Genomic DNA, 23,237 nt, shown 5'->3' on the forward strand with positions numbered 1-23,237 from the left:
TTGGGTCAGAGCGAAGAAGATGCAAAGCAGCAGTGAGTTGTTTCCCGTAGCGTTGCTGAGTGCCGAGCTGCGTGGTGATCTGAGTGAAGATGTGTACCGCCTCAAACCGGCCAACAGTCCGGACTTCAGTGTCGAACTGGCCGTTACCCGCCTGGGTTTGGCGGGGCAGCAGCAGGCCCGTGGCGAGCCGGTGATCCTGCTGCATGGCAGCTTTTCCAATCGGCGTTTCTGGTACTCGCCGGGCGGCATTGGCCTGGCGCCGTACCTGGTGCGTGCCGGTTTCGATGTGTGGATCGCCGAGATGCGCGGCCATGGCCTGTCGCCGCGCAACCTGGCCTACCGGCATAACTGTGTGGCCGACTACGCCCGCTACGATCTGCCGGCAATCGCCGCGTTCGTTGCCGAGCAGAATCCGGCACCCATCCATTGGCTCGGCCATTCGCTGGGCGGCGTGACACTGGCTGCAGCCCTGGGCGGCGGTTACCTGGCGCCGCACGGTGTGGCCAGCCTGGGGCTGTTCGGGGCCGAGGTCAGCCGCCGTTACTGGATGCTCAAGGTGCCCCCCGTCGAGTGGCTCGCACGCCTGCTGCTCAAACGATTGGCGGTGCTCTCGGGGGCGCGGCTCAAGCGCGGGCCGGAGGACGAGCCGATCGGCATCGCCCTGGAAACCCTGCGCTGGCACCGCCTGTTCGGGCGTTTCGGCGATGCCGAGCAGGACTGGTGGGCCGGGCTGCAAAGGGTCGCCGTACCGCTGCTGGTGGTGGTCAGTGACGCCGACCGGCAATCTCCGCCCGAGGCCTGTCGCGCCTTGTTCGAGCAATTTGCCTCGGCAGACCGCACGTTCGTCAATCTGGGGCGTGGCCAGGGCTTTGCCCATGACTACGATCACGTGCAGATGCTGGTCAGCAAGCCGGCCCAGGACGAAGTATGGCCGCTGGTGCTGCGCTGGCTGATGGGTGAGCGCCAATCGCCCCGCCCTGAGGCGGATGAGCCGGGCGGCGCGGCGATTGCCGCGGTGCCGTGATACGGCGTGCCGAGAGTGTCCGAGGCATGGCGGATAAGGCTATGCTGCAGGCTTCGAACACCAACCAGGAGTTTCGCCATGCACTACAGCACGCCCGATCTGTGTGACGCCAACCCGGAACTGGTCAGCGTCGTGGAGCCGATGTTCAGCAACTTCGGCGGCCGCGACTCGTTTGGCGGGCAGATCGTCACCGTCAAATGCTTCGAGGACAATTCCCTGGTCAAGTCCCAGGCCGACCAGCCGGGTGCCGGCAAGGTGCTGGTAGTCGACGGTGGGGCATCTTTGCGCTGCGCGTTGCTGGGCGACATGATCGCCGAAAAGGCCGCCAGCAACGGCTGGGAAGGCATGGTGATCTACGGCTGCGTGCGGGACGTCGACGTGCTGGCGCAGACCCATCTGGGCGTGCAGGCCCTGGGCAGCCACCCGATGAAGACCGACAAGCGTGGCCTGGGCGACCTCAACGTGGTGGTCAATTTTGGCGGCGTCACCTTCCGCCCCGGCGAATACCTGTATGCCGACAACAACGGCATCATCGTTTCACCCCAGGCGCTGCAAACCGAGTAACCGGGTATTCAATCGCCTGGCAGTTATCGAGAGGGATGGATGCACGAGGAAGACAACGCGCAGTGGGGCCTGGTACATGGCTTCGTGCTGGACGGCAGGGGCGGCGCCCAGGCGGTGGCCCGCGAGCAGCTCGACGCCTTGCAGCTCGAGGAGGGGCAGAGCCTGTGGCTGCACTGGGATCGCAGCCACCCGCAGACCCAGAGCTGGCTGCGCCACGACAGTGGGTTGAGCGAGTTCGCCTGCGACCTGCTGCTCGAGGAAAATACCCGCCCGCGCGCCTTGCCACTGCCGGACGACGAATTGCTGCTGTTCCTGCGCGGGGTCAACCTCAACCCCGGGGCCGAGCCCGAGGACATGGTCTCGGTGCGTATTTTCGCGGATGCGCAGCGGGTGATCTCGTTGCGCTTGCGGCCGCTGCGCGCCACCGAAGACCTAATCGAGCGGCTGCAGGCGGGCAAGGGCCCGCGAAATGCCTCCGAGCTGATCCTGCAGCTCAGTGATTACCTCACCGACAAGGTCGAGGATCTGGTGACCGGGCTCTCCGACCTGGTCGACGGGCAGGAAGAGCAGGTCGATGGCAACGAGCGCAGCTTGCCCGATCACGGCCTGTTGCTGCATATCCGTCGCCGCGCCGCCGGTTTGCGGCGCTTCCTGTCGCCGCAGCGGGATATCTACGCACAGCTCACGCGCAGCCAGTTGCCCTGGCTCAGCCACGAAGACAGCCTGTACTGGAACGAGCTCAACAACCGCCTGCTGCGCTATCTCGAGGAGCTGGAGCTGACGCGCGAGCGCATCGGCCTGCTGCTGGAAACGGAGAACCGCCGGCTGGACGTGCGCATGAACCACATCATGTTCCGCTTCGGCATCATCACCTGCATCTTCCTGCCCATGAGTTTCGTCACCGGTCTCTTGGGCATCAACGTCGGTGGCATTCCCGGTGCCGAGAGCCCCTATGGCTTCCTGATCGCGTGCCTGTTGATGGTGCTGATCGGTCTGGGCCAGTGGCTGCTGTTTCGCCGCCTGCGATGGGTCTGATGTGACTCGCCGCGCAGCCGCTTCGTCTAGCGGAGACGTTCTGTGAGGTCTGCCATGCACGATCCATTTGAAGAATCTCTGCGTGATTTGTTGAAAGCCTCGTCTTCGCCAGCGCGCGACGACGATGCCTGCCTGAACCGCGTCCTGAAAACCGCCAACCGCCAGGTGGGCGCGGGCGACCTGTTCGGCTTGATGGGCCACTGGGCCAGCGCCCTGATGATCGCCCTCAACAATGGCTCTTCCCATGTCGCACCGGTGTCACGCCGCCGTGCTTCTGCTCGTTCTTCCGATAAGGCTCAATGAAATGGAACTCGATCCCTGGACTCATAGCCTGGTCGCCGCGATGACGGCGCTGTGGACGAAAGTCGCCAGCTTCATTCCCAATCTGTTCGTGGCGCTGGTGCTGGTGCTGCTGGGCTTCATCGTCGCCAAGCTGCTCGACACCTTGCTGTCCAAACTGCTTGGCAAGCTGGGCCTGGATCGCCTGATGGCCGGCACCGGGCTGACCAAGATCCTGGGGCGCGCCGGTTTCCAGGTGCCGGTTTCGACCCTGATCGGCAAGATCGTCTACTGGTTCGTGCTGCTGATATTCCTGGTCTCGGCTGCCGAGTCGCTGGGCCTGGAGCGCGTTTCGGCCACCCTCGACGTCCTGGCGCTGTACCTGCCCAAGGTATTCGGTGCGGCGCTGATCCTGCTTGCCGGCGTGCTGCTCGCCCATTTGCTCAGCGGCCTGGTGCGTGGCGCCGCCGAAGGCGTCGGGCTGGAATATGCCCATGGCCTGGCGCGCCTGGCCCAGGGCCTGGTGATCATCATCAGCATCTCCGTGGCCATCGGCCAGCTGGAGGTGAAGACCGACCTGCTCAACAACGTCATCGCCATCGTGCTGATTTCCGTCGGCCTGGCCGTGGCGCTGGCGCTGGGGCTGGGCAGCCGCGAGTTGGCGAGCCAGATCCTGGCCGGCATCTATGTGCGTGAGCTGTATCAGGTCGGCCAGCAAATAGAGGTGGGCGGCGTCGAAGGGCAGATCGAGGAGATCGGTACGGTCAAGACCACGGTGCTGACGGACTCGGGGGAATTGGTCTCGTTGTCCAATCGCGTGCTGCTCGAGCAGCGGGTAAGCAGCCGCTAAGGGGCATTTCTGCTACCCTATGCGCCCAGCCAGCGGCCTGTACGAACAGGCGCTGGCTGTTTTCGTCCTGACCGTTGGCCCGACCTGCTTTGAACGCACCCCAATCACCGTCACTGCGCTATGACCCACGCGAGCTCTCCGACGAGGAGCTGGTGGCGCGTGCCCATGACGAGCTGTTCCATGTAACGCGCGCTTACGAAGAATTGATGCGTCGTTACCAGCGCACCCTGTTCAATGTATGTGCGCGATATTTAGGGAACGATCGCGATGCCGACGATGTCTGTCAGGAAGTGATGCTCAAGGTTCTTTATGGGCTGAAGAACTTCGAGGGTAAATCGAAGTTCAAGACCTGGCTCTACAGCATTACCTACAACGAATGCATCACTCAGTACCGCAAGGAGCGTCGCAAACGTCGTTTGATGGATGCGCTGAGTTTGGATCCTCTGGAAGAAGCGTCGGAAGAAAAGGCGCCGAAGATAGAGGATCCAGGTGGTTTGGATCGCTGGCTTGTGCACGTGAATCCGATCGACCGGGAGATTCTGGTGCTGCGTTTTGTCGCAGAGCTGGAGTTTCAGGAGATCGCCGACATCATGCACATGGGGCTCAGCGCAACCAAAATGCGCTACAAGCGCGCATTGGACCGATTGCGGGAAAAGTTTGCAGGTATTACCGAAAGTTAGTTCGGTGCAGGCTTTAACTGGCAAAGGTGAGTTTTGTTAAACTTACCGCAGACTCGCATGTCTACCTGCATGCGGATCAATCACTCATAGATGGGGATTTAACGGATGAAACTGAAAAACACCTTAGGCGTAGTCATTGGCTCCTTGGTAGCCGCTACCTCCATGGGCGTGCTGGCTCAAGGCCAAGGCGCTGTCGAGGTGGAAGGCTTTGCCAACCGCTACTTCACCGACGTTCAGCGTGATTTCGCTCACGACGAAGGCAACCTGTTCGGCGCAAGCGTTGGTTACTACCTGACCGACGATGTCGAGCTGGCACTGTCGTACGGCGAGTACCACGACCTGCGTGGCGAAGGCGCTGCTGGCAGCAAGAACATCAAGGGCAACCTGACTGATCTTAAAGCTCTCTACCACTTCGGCCAGCCGGGTGTAGGTCTGCGTCCATACGTCTCCGGCGGCGTTGGTCACCAGAGCATCGGCGACGCCAACAAAGGCGGTCGTGACACTTCCACTCTGGCCATCGTTGGCGGCGGCGCGAAGTACTACTTCACCGAGATGCTGTACGCTCGTGCTGGCGTTGAAGCCCTGTACAACATCGACAAAGGTGACACCGAATGGCAAGCCGGCGTGGGTGTCGGTCTGAACTTCGGCGGCAGCACCCGTCAGGTTGCTCAGGTAACCGAGCCGGCTCCAGAGCCAGTTCCGGCACCGGCTCCGGTCGTTGAAGAAGCTCCGCAAGTCGTTCGCGTCGAACTGGACGTGAAATTCGACTTCGACAAGGCTGCTGTCAAGCAAGAAAGCTACGGTGATATCAAGAACCTGGCTGACTTCATGAACCAGTATCCGCAAACCAGCACCACCGTTGAGGGTCACACTGACTCCGTCGGTACTGACGCTTACAACCAGAAGCTGTCCGAGCGTCGTGCAAACGCTGTTCGTGACGTGCTGGTCAACCAGTACGGCGTAGGCGCTGATCGCGTCAACTCCGTTGGTTACGGCGAGTCCCGTCCGGTTGCTGACAACGCTACCGAAGAAGGCCGCGCTATCAACCGTCGCGTAGAAGCTGAAGTAGAAGCCCAAGCCCAGTAATAGGCTCAGGCATCAAAAAAAACCCGGCTTAGGCCGGGTTTTTCTTTGCCTGCAGAAAAGGCGGGTGCAAATAAAAACGGCATCTACCCGATCACCCGATGGGGGGGAGGGTGATCGGGCAGATGCCGTGTCCGTTACCGGGCTTCCCAGATGAGGGCTGCCACGTGTCATTCATTCCAGTTAAGCAAACATCGCGCCATAGGCCAGGCCGGCCTGCCGATTCCGGTTTGTCGACCCAGCGCCATGAGCGCTGAACCATCAGTGGGCAACAGGCGGCAGGCGTGCTCCATCATGAAGCCGGGCAGGCCCGCGCTTCCTCGATATAGTCCCTGAGCCAGTGCAGTACCTCGACGGCTTCCCAGCGATTGGGGTCGAACATCGCGTAAGCCAGTCCCTGGTAGCCAACCACATCCAGCTGGCGGTGATAGCCCGCCCGTTGCAGCAATGCCTCGATCTCGGCGAAGCAGGTGTTGAAGTGCAGGCGGTTGAATGGCGTTTTACCTTCGGTAACGATCCCCTCCAGATGCAGTTCTTCGACGGTGAGGCGCACCTTGTCCAGGGGCATCCGATTGACCGTGTGTTTGAGTTGCAATACGTCCAGCATCGTTAGGCTCCCGCTATAGGCCTGATCTCGCCGGGCAATCTCCGCGGCTGCGATCATGTGGTGACGGCTGCTAGGATAATTCAAAAGCACTGTACAAATAAACAGTATTCGGTAATAGTGGGTCTCGACGCTTGCTGACTCCCATGTCCCGCGGCGCTAAATGGCGCCGCTGATCAATGCCGAGGACTCCCTGTAATGCACCAGATACTCATGACAATTGTGCTGTTGGTAACACTGACCGGTTGCGTGCAACCCCAGGTCGAGCAACCCAAGGTCAATGCCAATTACCTGGTCATCGAAGACAACCAGGCCTGGGCGGTGCTGGTTTCCGATGGCAAGCGCGTCGAAGAGCACGGTGTGGTGGTCGATGCCATCAAGCTGGCGGGCGACCATGCCCCGGTGGCAGCCAGTTACGTGATCGACACGCCCAATTGCGGCAAGCTGCAGTGGCTGGTGGAGCGCCAGGACGCCGCCGACGGGGTGACCACCCGCATGACCCTGCACGACAACAAGCAGCTGGGCGCATCCAATTGCGTGATCGGCGAGGGGCTGACGCGCATCTGGACGGTGCTGGACTATTCCAGCTGAACCTGGTCCAACTGATCTCAGGCGTCGGCGTTGGCCGCGAGCTTGCGCTCCTCGGCGCTAATGCGCTGGCAGATCTCGATGATCTGCTCACGCATCCAGCGGTTGGCGGGATCCTGATCGGTACTTTCGTGCCAGTACAGGTGGGTCTCCAGGGAAGGGATGCCAGCCACTGGCAACTCACTGAAATGCAGGTCGTTGTCGCGGGCAAAACGCTCCGGTACGGTGATCGCCATGTCGGTATCGCGCATTACCCGGCAGGCCATCAGATAATGCTGCGAGCGCAGGGCGATACGTCGCTGAATACCCATCTTCCCCAATGCCAGGTCGACATAGCCCAGGCCGCTGCGGCGGCTGGATATCTGGATGTGGGTCAGTGACAGGTAGGCTTCCAGGCTGAGCTTTTCCTTGGCCAGTGGATGCCCATGACGCATGGCACAGACATAGCGATCTTCCATCAGCTTGACGTGGCGCACCTGCGGGTCGATGTTCAGGGGGGCGTCCACGGCGAAATCCAGTCGACCGGCCGCCAGCTCCTTGGTGGTTTCACGGCGGCGAACCAGCATGCTTTCGATGGTCACGCTGGGTGCCTGGCGGCGCAGGCGTTGAAACAGCGGCGGCAGCACCACCGCCTCGGTCAGGTCGGTCATGCTGATGCGAAAGCTCTTGGTCGCCTGTGCCGGATTGAAGGTGCGGCTCTCCTGCACCGAGATGCGCAGTTGCTGCAAGGCGTTGCGCACCGGGGTGATGATGTTCTGCGCCATGGGCGTGGGCACCATGCCCTGGGCAGTGCGCACGAACAACGGGTCATTGAAGGTTTCGCGCAGGCGCGCCAGGGCGTTGGATACCGCAGGCTGGGTGATGCCAACGATCTGCCCGGCGCGGGTGAGGTTGGCTTCGCTGTAAATGGCATCGAAGACCACGAAAAGATTGAGATCCACCTTGTTCAGGTTCATGCCTGAGCGACTCCGTAGGTTGTTCTTGTGCGCAGATCTTATATCGGTGATGAATGTTAATACACGCCGAAAATAGCGTCGATAAATGACCCGGCGTCCACTAGCATCCTCCGCACACAGAAATGCAGCCGAGGTACGCCGTGGATTTCGCCTATTCCCCCAAGGTTCAGCAATTGCGCGAGCGTGTCAGCGCGTTCATGCAGGCCCATGTCCATCCGGCCGAGGCCGAGTTCGAGCGCCAGGTCGCCGAAGGTGATCGCTGGCAGCCGACGGCGATCATGGAGCAGCTCAAGGACCGCGCCAAAGGCGAGGGGTTGTGGAACCTGTTCCTGCCCGATTCCGAGCTGGGTGCCGGGCTGAGCAATACCGAATATGCGCCGCTGGCGGAAATCATGGGCAGTTCGCTGATCGGCCCCGAGCCGTTTAATTGCGCCGCGCCCGATACCGGCAACATGGAGGTGCTGGTGCGTTATGGCAGCGAAGCGCAGAAGCGTGAATGGCTCGAGCCGCTGTTGAGCGGTGAGATTCGCTCGGCATTCGCCATGACCGAACCGGAGGTCGCCTCGTCGGACGCCACCAATATGCAGGCCACGGCCGTTCGCGATGGCGACAGTTGGCTGATCAATGGCCGCAAGTGGTGGACCTCGGGCGCCTGTGACCCGCGCTGCAAGATCATGATCTTCATGGGCCTGACCAACCCGGAGGGCCCGCGTCATCAGCAGCACTCGATGATTCTGGTGCCCATGGACACGCCAGGGTTGAAAGTGCTCAGGCCGTTGCCGGTGTTCGGCTATGACGACGCGCCCCACGGCCACGCCGAAGTGTTGTTCGAAGACGTACGGGTGCCCTACCACAACGTGCTGCTCGGTGAGGGACGCGGTTTCGAGATTGCCCAGGGGCGCCTCGGGCCTGGGCGCATCCACCATTGCATGCGCTCCATCGGCATGGCGGAGCGGGCCTTGAAGCTGATGTGCGAGCGCGCCCTTGGGCGTACCGCGTTCGGCAAGCCACTGGCCCGCCTGGGCGGCAACATCGACCTGATTGCCGAGTCACGCATGGAGATCAACATGGCACGCCTGCTGACCCTCAATGCGGCGTACATGATGGATACCGTCGGCAACAAGGTGGCCGCCAGCGAGATCGCCCAGATCAAGGTGGTGGCACCCAACGTGGCCTTGAAGGTGATCGACCGCGCCATTCAGATGCATGGCGGGGCAGGGGTCAGTGGCGATTTCCCGCTGGCCTACTGGTACGCCATGCAGCGTACCTTGCGCCTGGCCGATGGCCCCGATGAAGTGCACCGTGCGGCGATCGGCAAGTTCGAGCTGGGCAAGTACCTGCACAAGGCCTAGCTGCCCGGCTCCTTGTCGGCATTGGGCACCAGGCTCAGCGGCTCGCGGTTCAGGCGCATGTGCAACTGGGCCGCGAAGGCACGCGCGGCGCTTTCATCGTCGAACACCAGCGTGCGCTTGCCCAGGCGCACGCACCAGCGTACGCCGTCGGGCTGGTTCGTTCGCTCAAGCAGCACGTCTTGTTCGTTCACGTCGTCTCGGCAGGTTTGTTGTCACGGGTTTTCAGCAGCGACAGGATCACGCCGCCGACCAGTACGCCCATGGTAACGCCGAGCGACAGCAAGGCGGGCACCTTGATGAAGCTGTGCAGGAAAATCTTGCAACCGATGAACATCAGCACGATGGCCAGTGCGTACTTGAGGTACACGAAGCGGTGCATCAGTGCGGCCAGGGCGAAGTACAGCGCGCGCAGGCCGAGGATCGCGAAGATGTTCGAGGTGTAGACGATGAACGGATCCTGGGTAATGGCGAACACCGCCGGTACGCTGTCCACCGCGAACACCAGATCCGCCAGTTCGATCAGCACCAGTGCCAGCATCAGCGGGGTGGCGAACAGCAGCATCTTGCCGCTGGCCGGGTCCTTCTGGCGTACCAGGAATTTGCCGCCGTGCGGGTCATCGGTAACCCGGATGTGTTTGCGCAGGAAGATCAGCAGCTTGTTCTGCGACAGATCCGGGTGCTCGTCATGGTCCTTGCTGAACAGCATCTTGATGCCGGTGAACAGCAGGAATGCACCGAACACGTAGAGGATCCAGTCGAACTGCTGCACCAGGGCGGTTCCCAGGCCGATCATGATCGCGCGCAGCACCACCACGCCGATGATTCCCCAGAACAATACGCGGTGCTGGTATTTACGCGGGATGCCGAAGAAGCCGAGGATCATCGCCATCACGAAGACATTGTCCATCGACAGCGACTGTTCGACCAGAAAGCCCGTGTAGAACTCCAGCGCCTTGGTGGCGCCCAATTCCCACCACACCCAGCCGCCAAAGGCGACGCCCACGCTGAAGTAGCCCGAGTAGAGCAGCAGGCTCTCGCGCATTTCGATTTCGTGTTGGTCGCGGTGCAGCACGCCAAGGTCGAAGACCAGCAGCGCGATGACGATGACGATGAAGGCCAGCCAGAAGTAGTACGGGGTGCCGAGAAACGGCGTGAGCATAAAGGCATGTAGAGCTGTCATGGGCCCTCCCTGTCGATGCCTAAGTTGAGATTCAACTTAGTGACTCCGACATCACGATGAGAGGACTCATCGCCAGAGGGGCCCGGCGTCACATGCTGACAAGGCTAGGATGAATCACGCGGTTGAGCAAGTGCCGGCCGGGCCTGAAGAAATCAGTAAACCCAGACCTCCACGCGGCGATTCTTGAGCCGCCCGCTGTCGCCCTCGTTGTCGGCCACCGGCAGTTCGTCACCCAGGCCGGTCACCTCACGCAGCACCACGCCTTCGCGAACCAGCTCGCGACGTACCGCCATGGCGCGCAGTTTGGAAAGCAGCTCGGCGCGGGCGGAGACCGCCTTGGGGTCGCCAAAGCCGACCAGCACCACCTTGTTCTGCAGCTTGTCGTGTTGGCGCAGGTAGTCGAGCACGCGGCGCAGGTCCTGCTGAGCCTTGTTGTCCAGGCTGGCGCTGCCTTCCTGGAAGCGAAAGTTCACCGACAGGCGCTGGGCGCTGCGGGCTAGCGCCTGGTAGGCCGCTGGCATATCCGCGGTGGCGTCGATTTTGACCGCTTCGACGGTCTGCGCGATGAAACCGTTCTGCGCGACGATCGCCTGGCCCCTGGGGCTCTGGGCGAATTGCAGCAGGGCTTCGGCCCAGGGGTTGGCATGCTTCGGCGGCCCGTACAGGAACAGCCGGCGGGACAGCGGGTAATCCTCGGTGGCGATCAGCGTCACGCTGGGCGCCATCGGCTGCGAATCGCCGGCGGCGATGGCCACTGCCTTGGCCTTGCGCACGTAGGGCAGGCCGATGAAGCCGATGCCGTCGTTATCGCCGGCCACCGCGTCGGACAGCTGTTCGCTGGATTCGAAGCGCTTGGCCTTGGCCGACAATTGCTTGCCGTTGGCACTGAGTACCAGCTCCTTGAAGGTGTCGTAGGTGCCGGAGTTGTCGTCCCGGGCGTACAGGTTGATGGCACCCGGACGGCCGCCGAGCTGTGACCAGTCGCTGACTTCGCCGGAGAAGATCTGCGCCAGCTGCAGGGTGCTCAGTACCTCGAGGGGATTGCTGGGGTGCAGCACGATGGCCAGCCCGTCGATGGCGATGACCTGTTCGGCATCGCGGCTTTTCATGTCGCCGAGCGACGACAGGCTGGCGCTTTCGCTGTCCTTGATGGGGCGCGAGGAGGCGGCGAGTTCGGCGCTGCCCTGGCCGATGGCGGTAAAGCCGGTTCCCGACCCGTGGGCGGCGATGGTCACGGTGACCTTGCGGCCCACGCCATTGAGCGCCGTCACGGCCTGCTCGTTTTCCTGGGTGACGCTGGTGCGGATGTCGTTGAGGCCTTGCTCCTGCAGCAGGCCCTTGACCAGGGCCGGGCCGAGCCTGGCGCCGATGGTGTTGGAGCCCTGGATGCGCAGCACCGGTCGGTCGTCAGCCGGCAGGGGCAGGGCGGCGAAGGCCGTCCAGGGGCTCAGGTAGAAGACGAAACCGAGCAGCAGGAAGGTTGCCGTTCGGCTCCAGGTCTCGTGGTCACAACGGATTGAGGTGCGCAGCATGCGGCAATCACCTTGCAAGGGGCGGTTGAAGTGCTGCGACGATAAGACAGAAAAATGACTACACGATGACGGTCATCAAGCGAGTTGCAGCCAGATCGGTGCGTGGTCCGAGGGCTTCTCCATGCCGCGCAGCTCGTAGTCGATACCCGCGTCCTTGAGGCGCTCCTGCAGGGCGCGCGAGGCGAGGATCACATCGATGCGCAGGCCACGCTTGGGCTCGTCCTCGAAGCCGCGGCTACGGTAGTCGAACCAGCTGAAGCGGTCATCGACCTCCGGGTGCAACTGGCGGAAGCTGTCGACCAGGCCCCAGTTCTTCAACGTGGCCAGCCACTCGCGCTCCTCGGGCAGGAAGCTGCATTTGCCGGTCTTCAGCCAGCGCTTGCGGTTCACTTCGCCGATGCCGATGTCGCAGTCCTCGGGGGAGATATTGATGTCGCCCATGACGATCAACGGCTGGTGGTGGGCGAAGCGGCTGCCCAGCAGCGCCTGCAGGTCGGCGTAGAAGCGCTGCTTGGCGGGAAACTTGGTGGGGTGGTCGCGGCTTTCGCCCTGGGGAAAGTAGCCGTTCATCACCGTGACGGGATTGCCGTTGGCGTCCGCGTAGGTGCCATAGATAAAGCGCCGCTGTGAGTCCTCGCCATCGTCCGGGAAGCCCTTGGTGATATCGAGTGGCGCCTGGCGCGACAGCAGCGCCACGCCGTAGTGGCCTTTCTGGCCGTGGTAATGCACGTGGTAGCCCAGGGCACGAATGTCCGCTTCGGGAAACTGGTCGTCGCTGACCTTGGTTTCCTGCAGACCGATCACATCCGGCTGGTGCTTCTCGATCAGTGCCGCGAGTTGATGCGGGCGGGCGCGCAAGCCATTGATGTTGAAGGAAACGAGTTTCATGTCGGCGATCCTGAGCGTAGCGGGCGGTAAACCCGCGATGCTAGCCCATCGCATCGGTGGGCGGCCAGCGCAGCGGGAATTCGTTTCCATTCGTGAGTGCACTGGAATAGCGCGTTTGCCGTGATAGCATCGCCGCCATGAGAGTATTTTCGACACTCGGCGCGGGATGCGCGCTCTTGCTATTCAGCGCCACGTTGCTTGCCGAGGATGCTCGTCTGGTGGTCAGCGTGCAGCCGGCCAACAATGCTTTGAAAAGCAATGTCGAAGGCTATATCGGCAATCTGGGCGAGCGTGACGTCGAGGCCTTGCAGCGCCTGCGCCGCGTGGTCGAGAGCCAAGCCGAGAAAGCCGCCCAGGCGCTGGGCTATTACCACGCGCAGATCAGCACTGAAGTAGTCCGGCAGACGCCGCCGCGCCTGAACGTGCGGATCGTGCCCGGCGAGCCGGTGCGTCTGGGCAACGTTACCGTCAGGGTCGAAGGGCCGGCGTCGCAGATGCGCGCTTTCCAACTGCCCAAGGACGCCCAGCTCACCCAGGGCGCACGGCTCAACCATGGCCGTTACGAGGCCGCCAAGCGGCATATCCAGAACCAGGCGTCGCGCTATGGTTTCTTTCACGGGCGCTTCACCGAGCAGAGCCTGCGTATCAACCCGCAAGCCGGCCTGGCCGATATCGAACTGGTCTACGACAGCGGCCCGCGCTACAGCCTGGGCCATGTCAGTTTCGAAGGCGACATGCCCTTCGATGACGAACTGCTGCAGCGCATGGTGCCGTTCCCGGCGAATACCCCCTATGACTCGGAGCGCATCGCCGAGCTCTACCAGGCGCTGCGCTCGAGCGGCTACTTCGAATCGGTGCGGGTCGATGCCAGCCCTACCGTGGCCGAGCAGCAGGTGATTCCCGTCAACGTGCACCTGCAGACCCGTCTGCCGCGTACCCTGGGCCTGGGCCTGGGGTTTTCCACCGACGTCGGCCCGCGTGGGCGCATCCAGTGGGAGCGGCACTGGGCCAACCCGCAGGGGCACAGCTATGGCGCGGAAATGGAGCTGTCGGCGCCACGGCAGAACGTCGGCCTGTGGTATGACATCCCCGGCGACCCACCGATGACCGACAAGCTGCGCATCGCCGGCGGCTACCAATACGAGGAACTGGCCAATACCGACAGCCTCAGCCGCCTGCTGACCGTCGGCCCGGAATGGCACAGCAAGCTCGACAGCGGCTGGCAGCGGGTGATTTCCCTGAAATGGCAGCGTGAGGAGTACCGCCTTGGCGATGACTCGGGGCTCAGCACCCTGTTGATGCCCGGCATCAGCTATTCCTACCTGCACAGCGACAGCCGCATCGATCCCAACCAGGGCTATCGCCTGCAGTTCGACGCCTCGGTGGCCAAGGAGGGGTTGCTGTCCGACTCCGATGTGCTGCACGGCAACGTGCTGGTCAAGGGCCTCACCACGCTCTGGCAGAACCACCGCTTTCTCGGTCGCGCCCAGTTCGGCGGTACCGAATCCAAGGGCTTCAACTCCTCGGTACCGCCGTCGCTGCGCTTCTTCGCCGGTGGTGACCAGAGCGTGCGCGGTTACGACTACCAGAGCCTGTCGCCGGTGAACAACCAGGGCGACAAGATCGGTGGACGCTACATGCTCGCCGCCAGTGCCGAGTACCAGTACAGCGTCGCCGACAAATGGCGGCTGGCGACTTTCTACGACACCGGCAACGCCTTCAATTCACTGGACATTCCAACGCTCAAGAGTGCGGTGGGCATCGGCGTGCGCTGGGTGTCGCCGGTCGGCCCGCTGCGCCTGGATCTGGCGCATCCGCTGGATGACGAGGGCGGTGTGCGCCTGCATTTTTCCATGGGCCCGGAACTGTGAGGCGGGCGCTCAAGTATGCCGGCCTGAGCCTGGCCGCTGCGCTGACGCTGCTGCTCGTGCTGCTGGTATGGATGCTGGCGACGGCCTCTGGCAGCCGCTGGACCCTCGGCCTGGTGCCCGGGTTGCAGGTGGACGGCTTCGAAGGGCAGTTGGGCGGGCGCTGGAGCGCCGCCCAGTTGCGCTGGCAGCAGGGCGCCGACCAGGTGCTGGTGACTCAGCCGCAGTTTGATTGGTCGCCAGCGTGCCTGCTGCGTTTGACCCTGTGCATCGACACCCTGCGCAGTGAGCGCGTCGAGCTGAATTTCGCACCCAGTGCCGAGCCGCCGAGCGAAGAGCCGTTCAGCCTGCCGCAGCTCGATCTGCCAGTGGCCCTGCAGGTCGGCGAGGTATGGATCGGCAGCCTGCAGCTCAATGGTGATGACCAGCTGCAGGGGCTCGAACTCGCGGCCGACTGGGCCAGCGACGGCTTGAATATCACCCGGCTGCACGTGCAGCGCGACGAGCTGGTCGTCGACCTGCAGGGCCAGGTTCAGCCCAGCGGCGCATGGCCGCTGCAGCTACAGGGCAGTGCGGCGTTGCCGTCGCCTGATGGAAAAGCCTGGGACCTGAAGCTGCAGGTCGAGGGCAATCTGCGCGACAGCCTGGCGCTGGTGGTCGACAGCAGCGGTTATCTGGCAGGGCGCCTGAGTGGTGAAGTCCAGCCGCTGGTCGAACACCTCCCCGCGTCACTGAGCCTTAGCGCTGACGGCTTCAAGCCCGAAACCTCGTTGCCCGATACCCTTCGGTTGAACGGCGTTACCCTGCAGGCGGCCGGCAACCTGCAGGATGGCTACCGCGTCAAGGGTGTCGCCACCCTGCCAGCAGAGCAGGGCCCGGTTGCCCTGGCGCTGCACGGGCGTGTCGATGCAGCCGGCGCAGATATCGAAACGCTGCGTCTGTCGGCCGGGCCGGGCGAGCATCTGGCCATCAATGGGCGACTCGACTGGCAACAAGGCTTCAGCGTCGATACCCATGTCGACTGGCAGGACTTCCCCTGGCTGCGTCTGTATCCGTTGCAGCAAGCGCCCCCGGTCACCATCAGGAAGCTCAGCGGTGATCTCGCCTACGACAACGGCAATTATCTCGGCAACCTCTCCGCCGCGCTGGACGGCCCGGCCGGTGCGTTCAGCGTGCAGACGCCGTTCAGCGGCGACCTGCAGCAGATCCACCTGCCACAGCTGCAGGTGCGCGCTGGGCAAGGCAGGATCGATGGCCAGCTCACCGTCGGTTTCGCCAACGCCGTGCGTTGGGACGCGCAATTACAGGTCAGCGATTTCGACCCCGCCTACTGGGTCGCCGAGTTGCCCGGGCGCATCGGCGGGCCGGTGCGCAGCAAGGGGCAGTTGCTCGATGGGCGCCTGGAACTCACCGGCGACCTCGACCTGCAAGGCCGCCTGCGCGGCCAGCCAGCGCAGCTGCAGGCCAAGGTCGCAGGCGCCGGTGAGCGTTGGGATCTAAGCGCGGTGAACATGCGGCTGGGCGACAACCGTATCGACGGCAGTGGCCAACTGGATCAGCGCCTGCAGGGCCAACTGCGCATCGCCCTCAATCGCCTCGGTCAGCTGTGGCCCGGGTTGCAAGGGCGGGCCACCGGGCGATTGGACCTGGCCGGCAGCCTGCAAGCGCCGCAAGGCACCTTCAGCCTCGATGGCCAGGGCCTGGCATTCGAGACAACGCGCCTGCGTCAGCTCGGCCTGGACGCCACCCTGGACGGCAACGGGCAGGCCAAGGTGCAGTTGCGCGGCCAGGGCATCGCCAGCGGCGACAGCCAGCTTGGCAACCTGACGGTCAATGGTGCCGGTAACCAGCGCCAACAACGGCTGGACCTGAGCCTGCAGGGGCCGCAATTGCAAACCAGCCTGGCGCTGGACGGCACCCTGGAGCAGGGCAACTGGCGCGGGCGCCTGAGCCGCGCCGACGTCCAGGCCGGTGGGCAGGACTGGCGGCTGCAGGCGCCGGCCTCGCTGGTGCGCCTGGCCAGTGGCGAGATCGACCTCGGCGCCCACTGCCTGCGCTCCGGGGCGGCCAGCCTGTGCGGCGAAAACCAGCGCCTGCAGCCGCAACCGAAGATCCGTTATCGCCTCGCCGACTTCCCGCTCGACAGCCTGGCACCGTGGTTTCCGGATGACTTCGCCTGGCAGGGCAGCCTCGATGCCGACGTGCATCTGGACCTGCCAGCCGCCGGCCCCAGCGGGCGCGTGGTGGTGGACGCCGGCAGCGGCAGCTGGCGCGTGCGCGACCACGACCAGTGGGTGGATTTCACCTATGACAGCTTGCGCCTGAGCAGCGAGCTGCGCCCGCAACGTATCGACACCGAGCTGAACCTGCGCGGCCCGCGCATCGGCGAGTTGTCGGTGCAGGCGCAGCTCGACCCGCGCCCGGCGAACAAGCCGTTGTCCGGCCAGTTCCGCCTCAGCGGCCTCGACCTGGCCATCGCCCGGCCGTTCGTGCCGATGGTCGAGCGCCTGGCCGGGCAGTTGAACGGCAGCGGCACGCTGTCCGGTGACCTGCTCAAACCGATGGTGAACGGTCAACTGGCGCTCAGCGGTGGCGAAATCTCCGGTGGCGAACTGCCCAGCAGTTTCGAGGACCTGGAGGTTCGCGTGCTGATCGCCGGGGAAAGCCTGCAGCTCAATGGCGGCTGGCGCAGCGGCGAGCGCGGCCAGGGCACGCTCAACGGTGCCCTGGCCTGGGGCGGCCCGCTCAGCGGCAACCTGAACGTGCAGGGCAATCACCTGCCGGTGACCGTCGAGCCCTATGCCAATCTGGAGGTCGAGCCGGACATGCAGGTGCGCCTGGCCGGTGATCAGCTGTCGGTCAGTGGCAAGGTGTCGATTCCGCGCGGCAAGATCGTCGTTCGCGAGCTGCCGCCGTCCACGGTCAAGGTCTCCGACGATGCGGTGATCGTCGGTGCCGAGGCCCGCGAGCAACCGCCGGTGGCGATCAGCATGGATATCGATGTCGACGTGGGCAGCGACAAGCTGACCTTCAGCGGTTTCGGGCTCAATGCCGAGCTGGCCGGCCGGGTGCATATCGGCGATGACCTGGATACCCGCGGCGAGCTGAACCTCAACAAGGGCAGCTTCCGCGGCTACGGCCAGCGCCTGACCATCCGCCGTGCGCGCCTGCTGTTCGCCGGCCCCATCGATCAACCGTTCCTGGACATCGAGGCGATTCGCAAGGTCGACGACGTGGTGGCCGGGCTGCGCCTGACCGGCAGTGCCGACCAGCCGCGCACCGAGGTGTTCTCCGAACCGGCCATGAGCCAGGAGCAGGCGCTGTCCTACCTGGTGCTGGGGCGGCCCTTGTCGACCGGCAGCGAGGACAGCAACATGCTCGCCCAGGCGGCGCTGGCCCTCGGTGTGGCCGGCAGTTCCGGGGTCACCGGCTCGGTCGCCGAGAGCCTGGGCATCCAGGATTTCCAGCTGGACACCGATGGCAGCGGCCGCAGCACCAGCGTGGTGGCCAGCGGCAACCTGTCCGAGCGCCTGAGCCTGCGTTACGGCGTCGGCGTATTCGAGCCGGTCAATACCGTGGCGCTGCGTTATGCGCTGACGCGCCGGCTTTACCTGGAGGCGGCGAGCGGCCTGGCCAGCTCCCTGGATCTGTTCTACAAGCGAGACTTCTAAAAACTGTTGCGGGCCGCTTTCACTGGCGTAGGATGACCGTCCCTGCGTGTTTCTACCCATCAAGAGAAGGATTGTTCCATGGCACAAGTAACCCTGCGCGGTAACCCGGTTGAAGTCGCTGGCCAGTTGCCGCAAGTCGGCCAGCAGGCGCCGGCGTTCACCCTGGTTGGCGCTGGCCTGGCCGATGTGAGCCTGAGCAGCCTGGCGGGCAAGCGCAAAGTGCTGAACATTTTCCCGAGCGTCGATACCCCGACCTGCGCCACCTCGGTGCGCAAGTTCAACGCCGAAGCCAGCAAGCTGGATAACACCGCGGTGCTGTGCATCTCCGCCGACCTGCCGTTCGCCCAGGCGCGTTTCTGCGGTGCCGAAGGCCTGGAAAACGTCCAGAACCTGTCGACCATGCGCGGTGCCGCGTTCCTCAAGGACTACGGCGTGGCCCTGAGCTCCGGCCCGCTGGCTGGCGTGGCCGCCCGCGCCGTGGTGGTGCTGGACGAGAACGACAAGGTGCTGCACAGCGAGCTGGTTGGCGAAATCGCCGACGAGCCGAACTATGACGCGGCCCTGGCTGCGCTCAAGTAAGCTACTCGCGTTACCCGAAACGGCCTGCCTTGGCAGGCTGTTTGAAAACGTAGCGAGCGAAGGTCAGGCAAGGCAAAAAACGGCGAAAAAGCGCAGTTTACGTGGTGTAAATGAGCATTTTGAGCCGGTTTTTAACGCAGCATGACCGAGCGCAGTAGTTTTCACACAGCCTGCTTGCGCAGGCCGTTTTCGTTTCACAGGTGCAGCGTCTGCATCGAGCCGGGCGCGTAACGTTCACCGGCGATAGCCTGGGCAGGGAAGATGTCATCCAGCACCGTCACTTCGCTCACGCTCAACTCGATCTCCAGCGCGGCCAGGTTTTCATCCAGATAGCGGCGACGCTTGGTGCCGGGGATCGGCAGGATGTCGTCGCCCTTGGCCAATACCCAGGCAAGGGCCAGCTGTGCGGCGCTGACGCCCTTGTCGGCCGCCATGCTCTGCACCTTGGCGACCAACTGCAGGTTCCTGGCGAAATTCTCGCCTTGAAAACGCGGGTTGTGGCGCCGGAAATCGTCGGCCTCGAAGTCATCAGGGCTCTGCAGTGCGCCGGTCAGAAAGCCTCTGCCAAGTGGGCTGTAGGGTACGAAGGCGATACCCAGTTCCCGGCAGGTGGCGAGTACGCCATTTTCTTCAGGGTCGCGGGTCCACAGTGAGTACTCGGTTTGCACCGCGGCGATGCGGTGTACCGCGTGAGCGCGGCGCAGGGTAGCGGGCGCCACCTCGCTGAGGCCGATATGGCGGATCTTGCCCTGGGCCACCAGCTCGGCGAGCGCGCCAACCGTGTCTTCGATGGGCACGTTCGGGTCGATGCGGTGCTGGTAATACAGGTCCAGGTAATCGGTATTCAGGCGCTGCAGGCTGCCCTCGATGGATTGGCGCAGGTAATCGGGATGACCGCTGACGCCGCGTTTGTGCGGGTCGCTCGCGTCGCGGACGATGCCGAACTTGCTGGCCACGAATGCCTGATGGCGACGGCCAGCCAGGGCACGGCCCAGCAGCCGTTCATTGGTATAGGGGCCGTACATGTCGGCGGTATCGAGGAAGTTGAGGCCGCGTTCGAGGGCATGGTGAAGGGTGGCGATGGACTCCTGGTCGTCACGGCCAGCCGTGTAGAAGTCGCTCATGCCCATGCACCCCAGACCAATGGCGGAAAGCTGTGGGCCGTTGTGGCCAAGTTGGCGGGTTTTCATCGTCAGCTCCTGCAAATAAGGGGAACCGGGAGTCTGGTTGTTGCGGCTGGATAGATAAACCGGCTAAAAGTGCACGCACTATTTTGCTTTGGAAAATAATCCCGTTATGGATCGCTTGCTTGCCATGCAGGTTTTCACGCGCATCGTCGAGCTCGGCGGCTTCGGCAAGGCCGCCGACAGCCTGGGGTTGCCGAGGGCTTCGGTGACGCAGCTGATCAAGCAGCTGGAACGGCATCTGGGAGCGCAGCTGCTGCAGCGCACCACCCGGCATGTCAGCCCGACGCTCGATGGCAGCGCCTATTACCAGCGCTGTCTGGCCGTACTGGCGGACATCGATGACGCGGAGTCACTGTTCTCCGCCGCCCGCGTCAACCCGCAAGGTCGTTTGCGCGTCGATCTGCCAGCCTCGCTCAGCCACCGCGTGGTGATCCCCGCATTGCCTGCGTTCTTCGCCCGCTACCCGCGTATCGAGCTGGAGATTGGCGCCGCCGACAGGCCGGTCGATCTGATCCGCGAGGGCGTCGACTGCGTGGTGCGCGCCGGTGATGTGCATGATGTCAGCCTGGTCGCCCGGCCGCTGGCGCGGTTGCCGCAGGTCACCTGCGCAAGCAGCGCCTATATCCAGCGGCATGGCTCGCCGCGGGATCTGGATGAGCTGCTCGGCAAGCACCAGGCGGTCAACTATGTATCACCGCTTACCGGCCGGCGCTTTCCCTTCGACTTCGCCGTAGCGGGCGAGCGCCACGAGCTGGAGATGCCAGGCCATATCGCGATCAGCAGCTCGGAAGGTTACGTGGCCGCCTGCGAAGCGGGCATGGGCATCATCCAGGCGCCGCTGTACCACGTGCGCGAGCAATTGCGGGCCGGCACGCTGCGTGAGGTGCTGCCCGAGCATCCGCCCGCGCCGATTGAATTGGCGGCCTTATATCCGCCGCATCGCCAACTGTCGCGAAGGGTGAGGGTGTTCGTCGATTGGCTGGTCGAGCTGTTCGGCCAGGCGGATCTGCAGCGTCAATAAGCGCTGAGCACGGCGCCACTAATGGGCCTTGTTCAGCGCCGCCGTGACCAGCCGGCGCAGGCGGTTGGCCACCGGCGACAGCTCGCGGCCTTTGACCAGCAGCAGGTAGTAGGGCGACATCTCGATGGTCATGTTCAGCGGCAGCACCTTGAGCCTGGCGCCGACCTGATCGCCGAGCAGCAGGTCCGGCACTTCGCTGGCCAGCGGCGCGATGGCCGATGACGACACCAGGATGGCGATCATCGCCAAGAGGGACGTGGTGTTGGTGATGTTGGTCGGCAGCGTTGCCCCGGCACTCAGAAACGCCGTTTCCATCGCCTCGCGGATCGGCGCCCGATGGCTTTGCATCACCCATTCGTAGTTCGACAGGTCGCGCAGCGTCACCTGGTCGACGTTGGCCAGGGGGTGATCCTGGCGCACGATCAGCTTGAGGGTTTCGGTGCGCGCCGGGTAGATCTCGAAGTCCGCCGGGTTGACGCCACGGGGCAGGCGGGCCAGCACGAAATCGTTCTTGCCGCTCGCCAGGTCATGCACCAATTCGTCGCTGGCGGCGACGTTGACGTGCACATCGGCGCGCGGCGAAATTGCCTTGAGCTGGCGAATCGCCGGAATCACGAAGCCCACCGCCGCACCGGTAACGGCGCCGACCGTGGTCATGCCGCCTTCGCCGCGCTTGAGCTCCTCGACGTCCTGGGCCAGGTCGCGCAGCTCCACCAGCATGTTGTGCGCGCGGCGGGCCAGTGCCCGGCCGATCAAGGTCGGCAGCATGCCCTTGGCATGGCGTTCGAACAGCCGCGCGCCCAGGGTGTGCTCGATGTCGGCGAGCATGCGCGAGGCGGCGGGCTGGGTGACGGTCAGCTCGTCCGCCGCCAGGCCGAGCTGGCCGTGCTCGGCGATCGCGGCGATCAGCCGTAGTTGGGGGATCTTCAGGTGGCGGGCAATACCGATGTCCATGACGTGCTCATTGTTGGCGTTATGGGGCGAGTGTGCCCCTCGAATAGTCGTATGTCGATGCACCGCATACCAATATTGATATGCAGATGAGCGAAATATGAATTTGCGTGATATGGGGTGTGCTTCTATCGTCAGGGCTGCTTTGAGCTCTTCGTTGCCCGAACAACAATAATCGCGATGTCGCGCGTTCCTGAGCGCGCCAGGCGTCGCCAGGAGAAGCTGAATGAACACAGTCCGTAAACTCGTGGCCGCCATGGCCATGGGCGCCACTCTGGTAAGTGCTGCATCGGTTGGCGCTGCCGAAAAAGGCTTCGTGGGTATCGCGATGCCGACCAAGTCTTCCGCCCGCTGGATCGACGACGGCAACAACATGGTCAAGCAGCTGGAGAAAGCCGGCTACAAGGCCGACCTGCAGTACGCCGAAGACGACATTCCCACCCAGGTCTCGCAGATCGAAAACATGATGGTCAAAGGCGTCAACGTCCTGGTCATTGCGGCGATCGACGGCACCACGCTGACCAACGCCCTGGAAAACGCCCACGCGGCAGACATCAAGGTGATCGCCTATGACCGCCTGATCCGCGACAGCGAATACGTCGACTACTACGCCACGTTCGACAACACCAAGGTCGGCGTGCTGCAGGCCGAATCCCTGGTCAAGGGCATGCAGGCGCGGGGCAAGGGGCCGTATAACGTCGAGCTGTTCGGTGGCTCGCCGGACGACAACAACGCCTACTTCTTCTACAACGGCGCGATGTCGGTGCTGCAGCCGCTGATCGACAAGGGCGAGATCAAGATCCTCTCCGGGCAAACCGGCATGGGCAAGGTCGGCACCCTGCGTTGGGACGGCGCCACCGCCCAGGCGCGCATGGATAACCTGCTGTCCGCCAACTACACCAAGGAGCGCCTCGATGGCGTGCTGTCGCCCTATGACGGCATCTCCATCGGCGTGCTGTCGTCGCTCAAGGGCGTTGGCTATGGCTCGGGCGACATGCCGATGCCGATCGTCACCGGCCAGGATTCGGAAGTGCAGTCGGTGAAATCGATTCTCGCCGGCGAGCAGTATTCGTCGATCTTCAAGGACACCCGCCAGCTCGCCGAAGTGACCGTCGGTATGGTCAAGGCGCTGCTCGAAGGCAGCGAGCCGCAGATCAACGACACCAAGACCTACGACAACGGCAAGAAAGTCGTACCGGCCTACCTGTTGCAGCCTGTCACCGTCGACAAGAGCAACTGGGAAAAGGTGTTGATCGACAGCGGTTACTACCAGAAGAACCAGGTCCAGTAAGCGTCGCCCTGCCGGCAGCCAGGCGCTGCCGGCTCTCCACCTCTTTGTTTACCT

The 23,237-nt window shown here is 63.6% G+C and carries 22 protein-coding genes; 14 read left to right on the forward strand and 8 right to left on the reverse strand.

Features of this window, described 5'->3' with window-relative positions; translation table 11 throughout:
• The first annotated feature begins 19 nt into the window (after window positions 1-19).
• From QYS36_RS18455 to QYS36_RS18485, 7 genes are all read left to right on the forward strand, one after another.
• Window positions 20-1,024 carry an alpha/beta fold hydrolase gene (locus QYS36_RS18455; protein ID WP_308840850.1) on the forward strand — a complete coding sequence of 335 codons (1,005 nt, stop codon included), beginning with the start codon at window positions 20-22 and terminating at the stop codon, window positions 1,022-1,024.
• 78 nt (window positions 1,025-1,102) lie between these two features.
• The gene (rraA, locus tag QYS36_RS18460; RefSeq protein ID WP_308840851.1) at window positions 1,103-1,588 is read left to right on the forward strand and encodes a ribonuclease E activity regulator RraA; all 486 of its coding nucleotides are present in this window, start codon (window positions 1,103-1,105) and stop codon (window positions 1,586-1,588) included.
• Between the two features lie 39 nt (window positions 1,589-1,627).
• Window positions 1,628-2,623 (forward strand): zinc transporter ZntB, encoded by a 996-nt coding sequence (locus QYS36_RS18465; protein WP_308840852.1) that lies wholly within the window; start codon window positions 1,628-1,630, stop codon window positions 2,621-2,623.
• A 54-nt stretch (window positions 2,624-2,677) separates the two neighbouring features.
• Window positions 2,678-2,926, forward strand: coding sequence for a CrfX protein (locus tag QYS36_RS18470; RefSeq protein ID WP_308841385.1), 249 nt, complete (start codon window positions 2,678-2,680; stop codon window positions 2,924-2,926).
• Window position 2,927: 1 nt separating this feature from the next.
• Window positions 2,928-3,752, forward strand: a complete 825-nt coding sequence (locus QYS36_RS18475; protein ID WP_308840853.1) for a mechanosensitive ion channel domain-containing protein — start codon at window positions 2,928-2,930, stop codon at window positions 3,750-3,752.
• Window positions 3,753-3,841: 89 nt separating this feature from the next.
• On the forward strand, window positions 3,842-4,432 hold the full coding sequence (sigX, locus tag QYS36_RS18480; RefSeq protein ID WP_308840854.1) for an RNA polymerase sigma factor SigX: 591 nt from the start codon (window positions 3,842-3,844) through the stop codon (window positions 4,430-4,432).
• A 105-nt stretch (window positions 4,433-4,537) separates the two neighbouring features.
• Window positions 4,538-5,518, forward strand: coding sequence for an OmpA family protein (locus QYS36_RS18485; RefSeq protein WP_074888455.1), 981 nt, complete (start codon window positions 4,538-4,540; stop codon window positions 5,516-5,518).
• A gap of 289 nt (window positions 5,519-5,807) precedes the next feature.
• Here QYS36_RS18485 and QYS36_RS18490 read toward each other — a convergent pair whose 3' ends face one another.
• Window positions 5,808-6,122: a transcriptional regulator gene (locus QYS36_RS18490; RefSeq protein ID WP_111462306.1), complete on the reverse strand. Its 315-nt coding sequence runs from the start codon at window positions 6,120-6,122 to the stop codon at window positions 5,808-5,810.
• A gap of 195 nt (window positions 6,123-6,317) precedes the next feature.
• On the opposite strand from QYS36_RS18490, the gene QYS36_RS18495 reads away from it, so the two are divergent.
• On the forward strand, window positions 6,318-6,710 hold the full coding sequence (locus QYS36_RS18495) for a hypothetical protein (protein ID WP_308840855.1): 393 nt from the start codon (window positions 6,318-6,320) through the stop codon (window positions 6,708-6,710).
• 17 nt (window positions 6,711-6,727) lie between these two features.
• Here QYS36_RS18495 and QYS36_RS18500 read toward each other — a convergent pair whose 3' ends face one another.
• Window positions 6,728-7,663, reverse strand: coding sequence for a LysR family transcriptional regulator (locus QYS36_RS18500; protein WP_308840856.1), 936 nt, complete (start codon window positions 7,661-7,663; stop codon window positions 6,728-6,730).
• 140 nt (window positions 7,664-7,803) lie between these two features.
• On the opposite strand from QYS36_RS18500, the gene QYS36_RS18505 reads away from it, so the two are divergent.
• On the forward strand, window positions 7,804-9,015 hold the full coding sequence (locus QYS36_RS18505) for an acyl-CoA dehydrogenase (protein ID WP_308840857.1): 1,212 nt from the start codon (window positions 7,804-7,806) through the stop codon (window positions 9,013-9,015).
• Here QYS36_RS18505 and QYS36_RS18510 read toward each other — a convergent pair.
• From QYS36_RS18510 to xthA, 4 genes are all read right to left on the reverse strand, one after another.
• On the reverse strand, window positions 9,012-9,191 hold the full coding sequence (locus QYS36_RS18510) for a hypothetical protein (RefSeq protein ID WP_308841386.1): 180 nt from the start codon (window positions 9,189-9,191) through the stop codon (window positions 9,012-9,014). The two genes, QYS36_RS18505 and QYS36_RS18510, sit on opposite strands and share 4 nt — an antisense overlap.
• 11 nt (window positions 9,192-9,202) lie before the next feature.
• Entirely contained in the window at window positions 9,203-10,195 is a 993-nt protein-coding gene (locus QYS36_RS18515; protein WP_308840858.1) for a TerC family protein, read from the reverse strand.
• A gap of 152 nt (window positions 10,196-10,347) precedes the next feature.
• Window positions 10,348-11,727, reverse strand: a complete 1,380-nt coding sequence (locus QYS36_RS18520; protein WP_308840859.1) for a substrate-binding domain-containing protein — start codon at window positions 11,725-11,727, stop codon at window positions 10,348-10,350.
• A 75-nt stretch (window positions 11,728-11,802) separates the two neighbouring features.
• Window positions 11,803-12,615 (reverse strand): exodeoxyribonuclease III, encoded by an 813-nt coding sequence (xthA, locus tag QYS36_RS18525; RefSeq protein WP_308840860.1) that lies wholly within the window; start codon window positions 12,613-12,615, stop codon window positions 11,803-11,805.
• 137 nt (window positions 12,616-12,752) lie between these two features.
• On the opposite strand from xthA, the gene QYS36_RS18530 reads away from it, so the two are divergent.
• The 3 genes from QYS36_RS18530 (at window position 12,753) to tpx (ending at window position 18,733) form a co-directional block, all read left to right on the forward strand.
• The gene (locus QYS36_RS18530; RefSeq protein WP_308840861.1) at window positions 12,753-14,486 is read left to right on the forward strand and encodes an autotransporter assembly complex family protein; all 1,734 of its coding nucleotides are present in this window, start codon (window positions 12,753-12,755) and stop codon (window positions 14,484-14,486) included.
• Window positions 14,483-18,154, forward strand: coding sequence for a translocation/assembly module TamB domain-containing protein (locus QYS36_RS18535; protein WP_308840862.1), 3,672 nt, complete (start codon window positions 14,483-14,485; stop codon window positions 18,152-18,154). Before QYS36_RS18530 ends, QYS36_RS18535 begins: the two co-directional genes overlap by 4 nt.
• Before the next feature lie 78 nt (window positions 18,155-18,232).
• Window positions 18,233-18,733: a thiol peroxidase gene (tpx, locus tag QYS36_RS18540; protein ID WP_308840863.1), complete on the forward strand. Its 501-nt coding sequence runs from the start codon at window positions 18,233-18,235 to the stop codon at window positions 18,731-18,733.
• Between the two features lie 194 nt (window positions 18,734-18,927).
• Here tpx and QYS36_RS18545 read toward each other — a convergent pair whose 3' ends face one another.
• Entirely contained in the window at window positions 18,928-19,923 is a 996-nt protein-coding gene (locus QYS36_RS18545) for an aldo/keto reductase (protein WP_308840864.1), read from the reverse strand.
• A gap of 106 nt (window positions 19,924-20,029) precedes the next feature.
• On the opposite strand from QYS36_RS18545, the gene QYS36_RS18550 reads away from it, so the two are divergent.
• Entirely contained in the window at window positions 20,030-20,941 is a 912-nt protein-coding gene (locus QYS36_RS18550; RefSeq protein ID WP_308840865.1) for a LysR family transcriptional regulator, read from the forward strand.
• 18 nt (window positions 20,942-20,959) lie between these two features.
• Here the strand turns inward: QYS36_RS18550 and QYS36_RS18555 are convergent, their stop codons facing one another.
• Window positions 20,960-21,895: a LysR family transcriptional regulator gene (locus QYS36_RS18555; protein ID WP_308840866.1), complete on the reverse strand. Its 936-nt coding sequence runs from the start codon at window positions 21,893-21,895 to the stop codon at window positions 20,960-20,962.
• A gap of 223 nt (window positions 21,896-22,118) precedes the next feature.
• On the opposite strand from QYS36_RS18555, the gene chvE reads away from it, so the two are divergent.
• Window positions 22,119-23,183 (forward strand): multiple monosaccharide ABC transporter substrate-binding protein, encoded by a 1,065-nt coding sequence (gene chvE, locus QYS36_RS18560; protein ID WP_308840867.1) that lies wholly within the window; start codon window positions 22,119-22,121, stop codon window positions 23,181-23,183.
• Window positions 23,184-23,237: the final 54 nt, after the last annotated feature.

Source organism: Pseudomonas sp. G34, assembly GCF_031119625.1.
Taxonomy (GTDB): Bacteria; Pseudomonadota; Gammaproteobacteria; order Pseudomonadales; family Pseudomonadaceae; genus Aquipseudomonas.

Bases quoted from the DNA above. Each gene is read 5' to 3' on its own strand.
- QYS36_RS18490 (WP_111462306.1), bottom strand. From the start codon at position 6,122: ATGCTGGACGTATTGCAACTCAAACACACGGTCAATCGGATGCCCCTG.
- QYS36_RS18555 (WP_308840866.1), bottom strand. From the start codon at position 21,895: ATGGACATCGGTATTGCCCGCCACCTGAAGATCCCCCAACTACGGCTG.
- chvE (WP_308840867.1), top strand. From the start codon at position 22,119: ATGAACACAGTCCGTAAACTCGTGGCCGCCATGGCCATGGGCGCCACT.
- QYS36_RS18515 (WP_308840858.1), bottom strand. From the start codon at position 10,195: ATGACAGCTCTACATGCCTTTATGCTCACGCCGTTTCTCGGCACCCCG.
- QYS36_RS18550 (WP_308840865.1), top strand. From the start codon at position 20,030: ATGGATCGCTTGCTTGCCATGCAGGTTTTCACGCGCATCGTCGAGCTC.
- QYS36_RS18500 (WP_308840856.1), bottom strand. From the start codon at position 7,663: ATGAACCTGAACAAGGTGGATCTCAATCTTTTCGTGGTCTTCGATGCC.
- rraA (WP_308840851.1), top strand. From the start codon at position 1,103: ATGCACTACAGCACGCCCGATCTGTGTGACGCCAACCCGGAACTGGTC.
- QYS36_RS18470 (WP_308841385.1), top strand. From the start codon at position 2,678: ATGCACGATCCATTTGAAGAATCTCTGCGTGATTTGTTGAAAGCCTCG.
- QYS36_RS18465 (WP_308840852.1), top strand. From the start codon at position 1,628: ATGCACGAGGAAGACAACGCGCAGTGGGGCCTGGTACATGGCTTCGTG.
- QYS36_RS18455 (WP_308840850.1), top strand. From the start codon at position 20: ATGCAAAGCAGCAGTGAGTTGTTTCCCGTAGCGTTGCTGAGTGCCGAG.
- tpx (WP_308840863.1), top strand. From the start codon at position 18,233: ATGGCACAAGTAACCCTGCGCGGTAACCCGGTTGAAGTCGCTGGCCAG.
- QYS36_RS18520 (WP_308840859.1), bottom strand. From the start codon at position 11,727: ATGCTGCGCACCTCAATCCGTTGTGACCACGAGACCTGGAGCCGAACG.
- QYS36_RS18495 (WP_308840855.1), top strand. From the start codon at position 6,318: ATGCACCAGATACTCATGACAATTGTGCTGTTGGTAACACTGACCGGT.
- QYS36_RS18545 (WP_308840864.1), bottom strand. From the start codon at position 19,923: ATGAAAACCCGCCAACTTGGCCACAACGGCCCACAGCTTTCCGCCATT.
- QYS36_RS18475 (WP_308840853.1), top strand. From the start codon at position 2,928: ATGGAACTCGATCCCTGGACTCATAGCCTGGTCGCCGCGATGACGGCG.
- QYS36_RS18530 (WP_308840861.1), top strand. From the start codon at position 12,753: ATGAGAGTATTTTCGACACTCGGCGCGGGATGCGCGCTCTTGCTATTC.
- xthA (WP_308840860.1), bottom strand. From the start codon at position 12,615: ATGAAACTCGTTTCCTTCAACATCAATGGCTTGCGCGCCCGCCCGCAT.
- QYS36_RS18485 (WP_074888455.1), top strand. From the start codon at position 4,538: ATGAAACTGAAAAACACCTTAGGCGTAGTCATTGGCTCCTTGGTAGCC.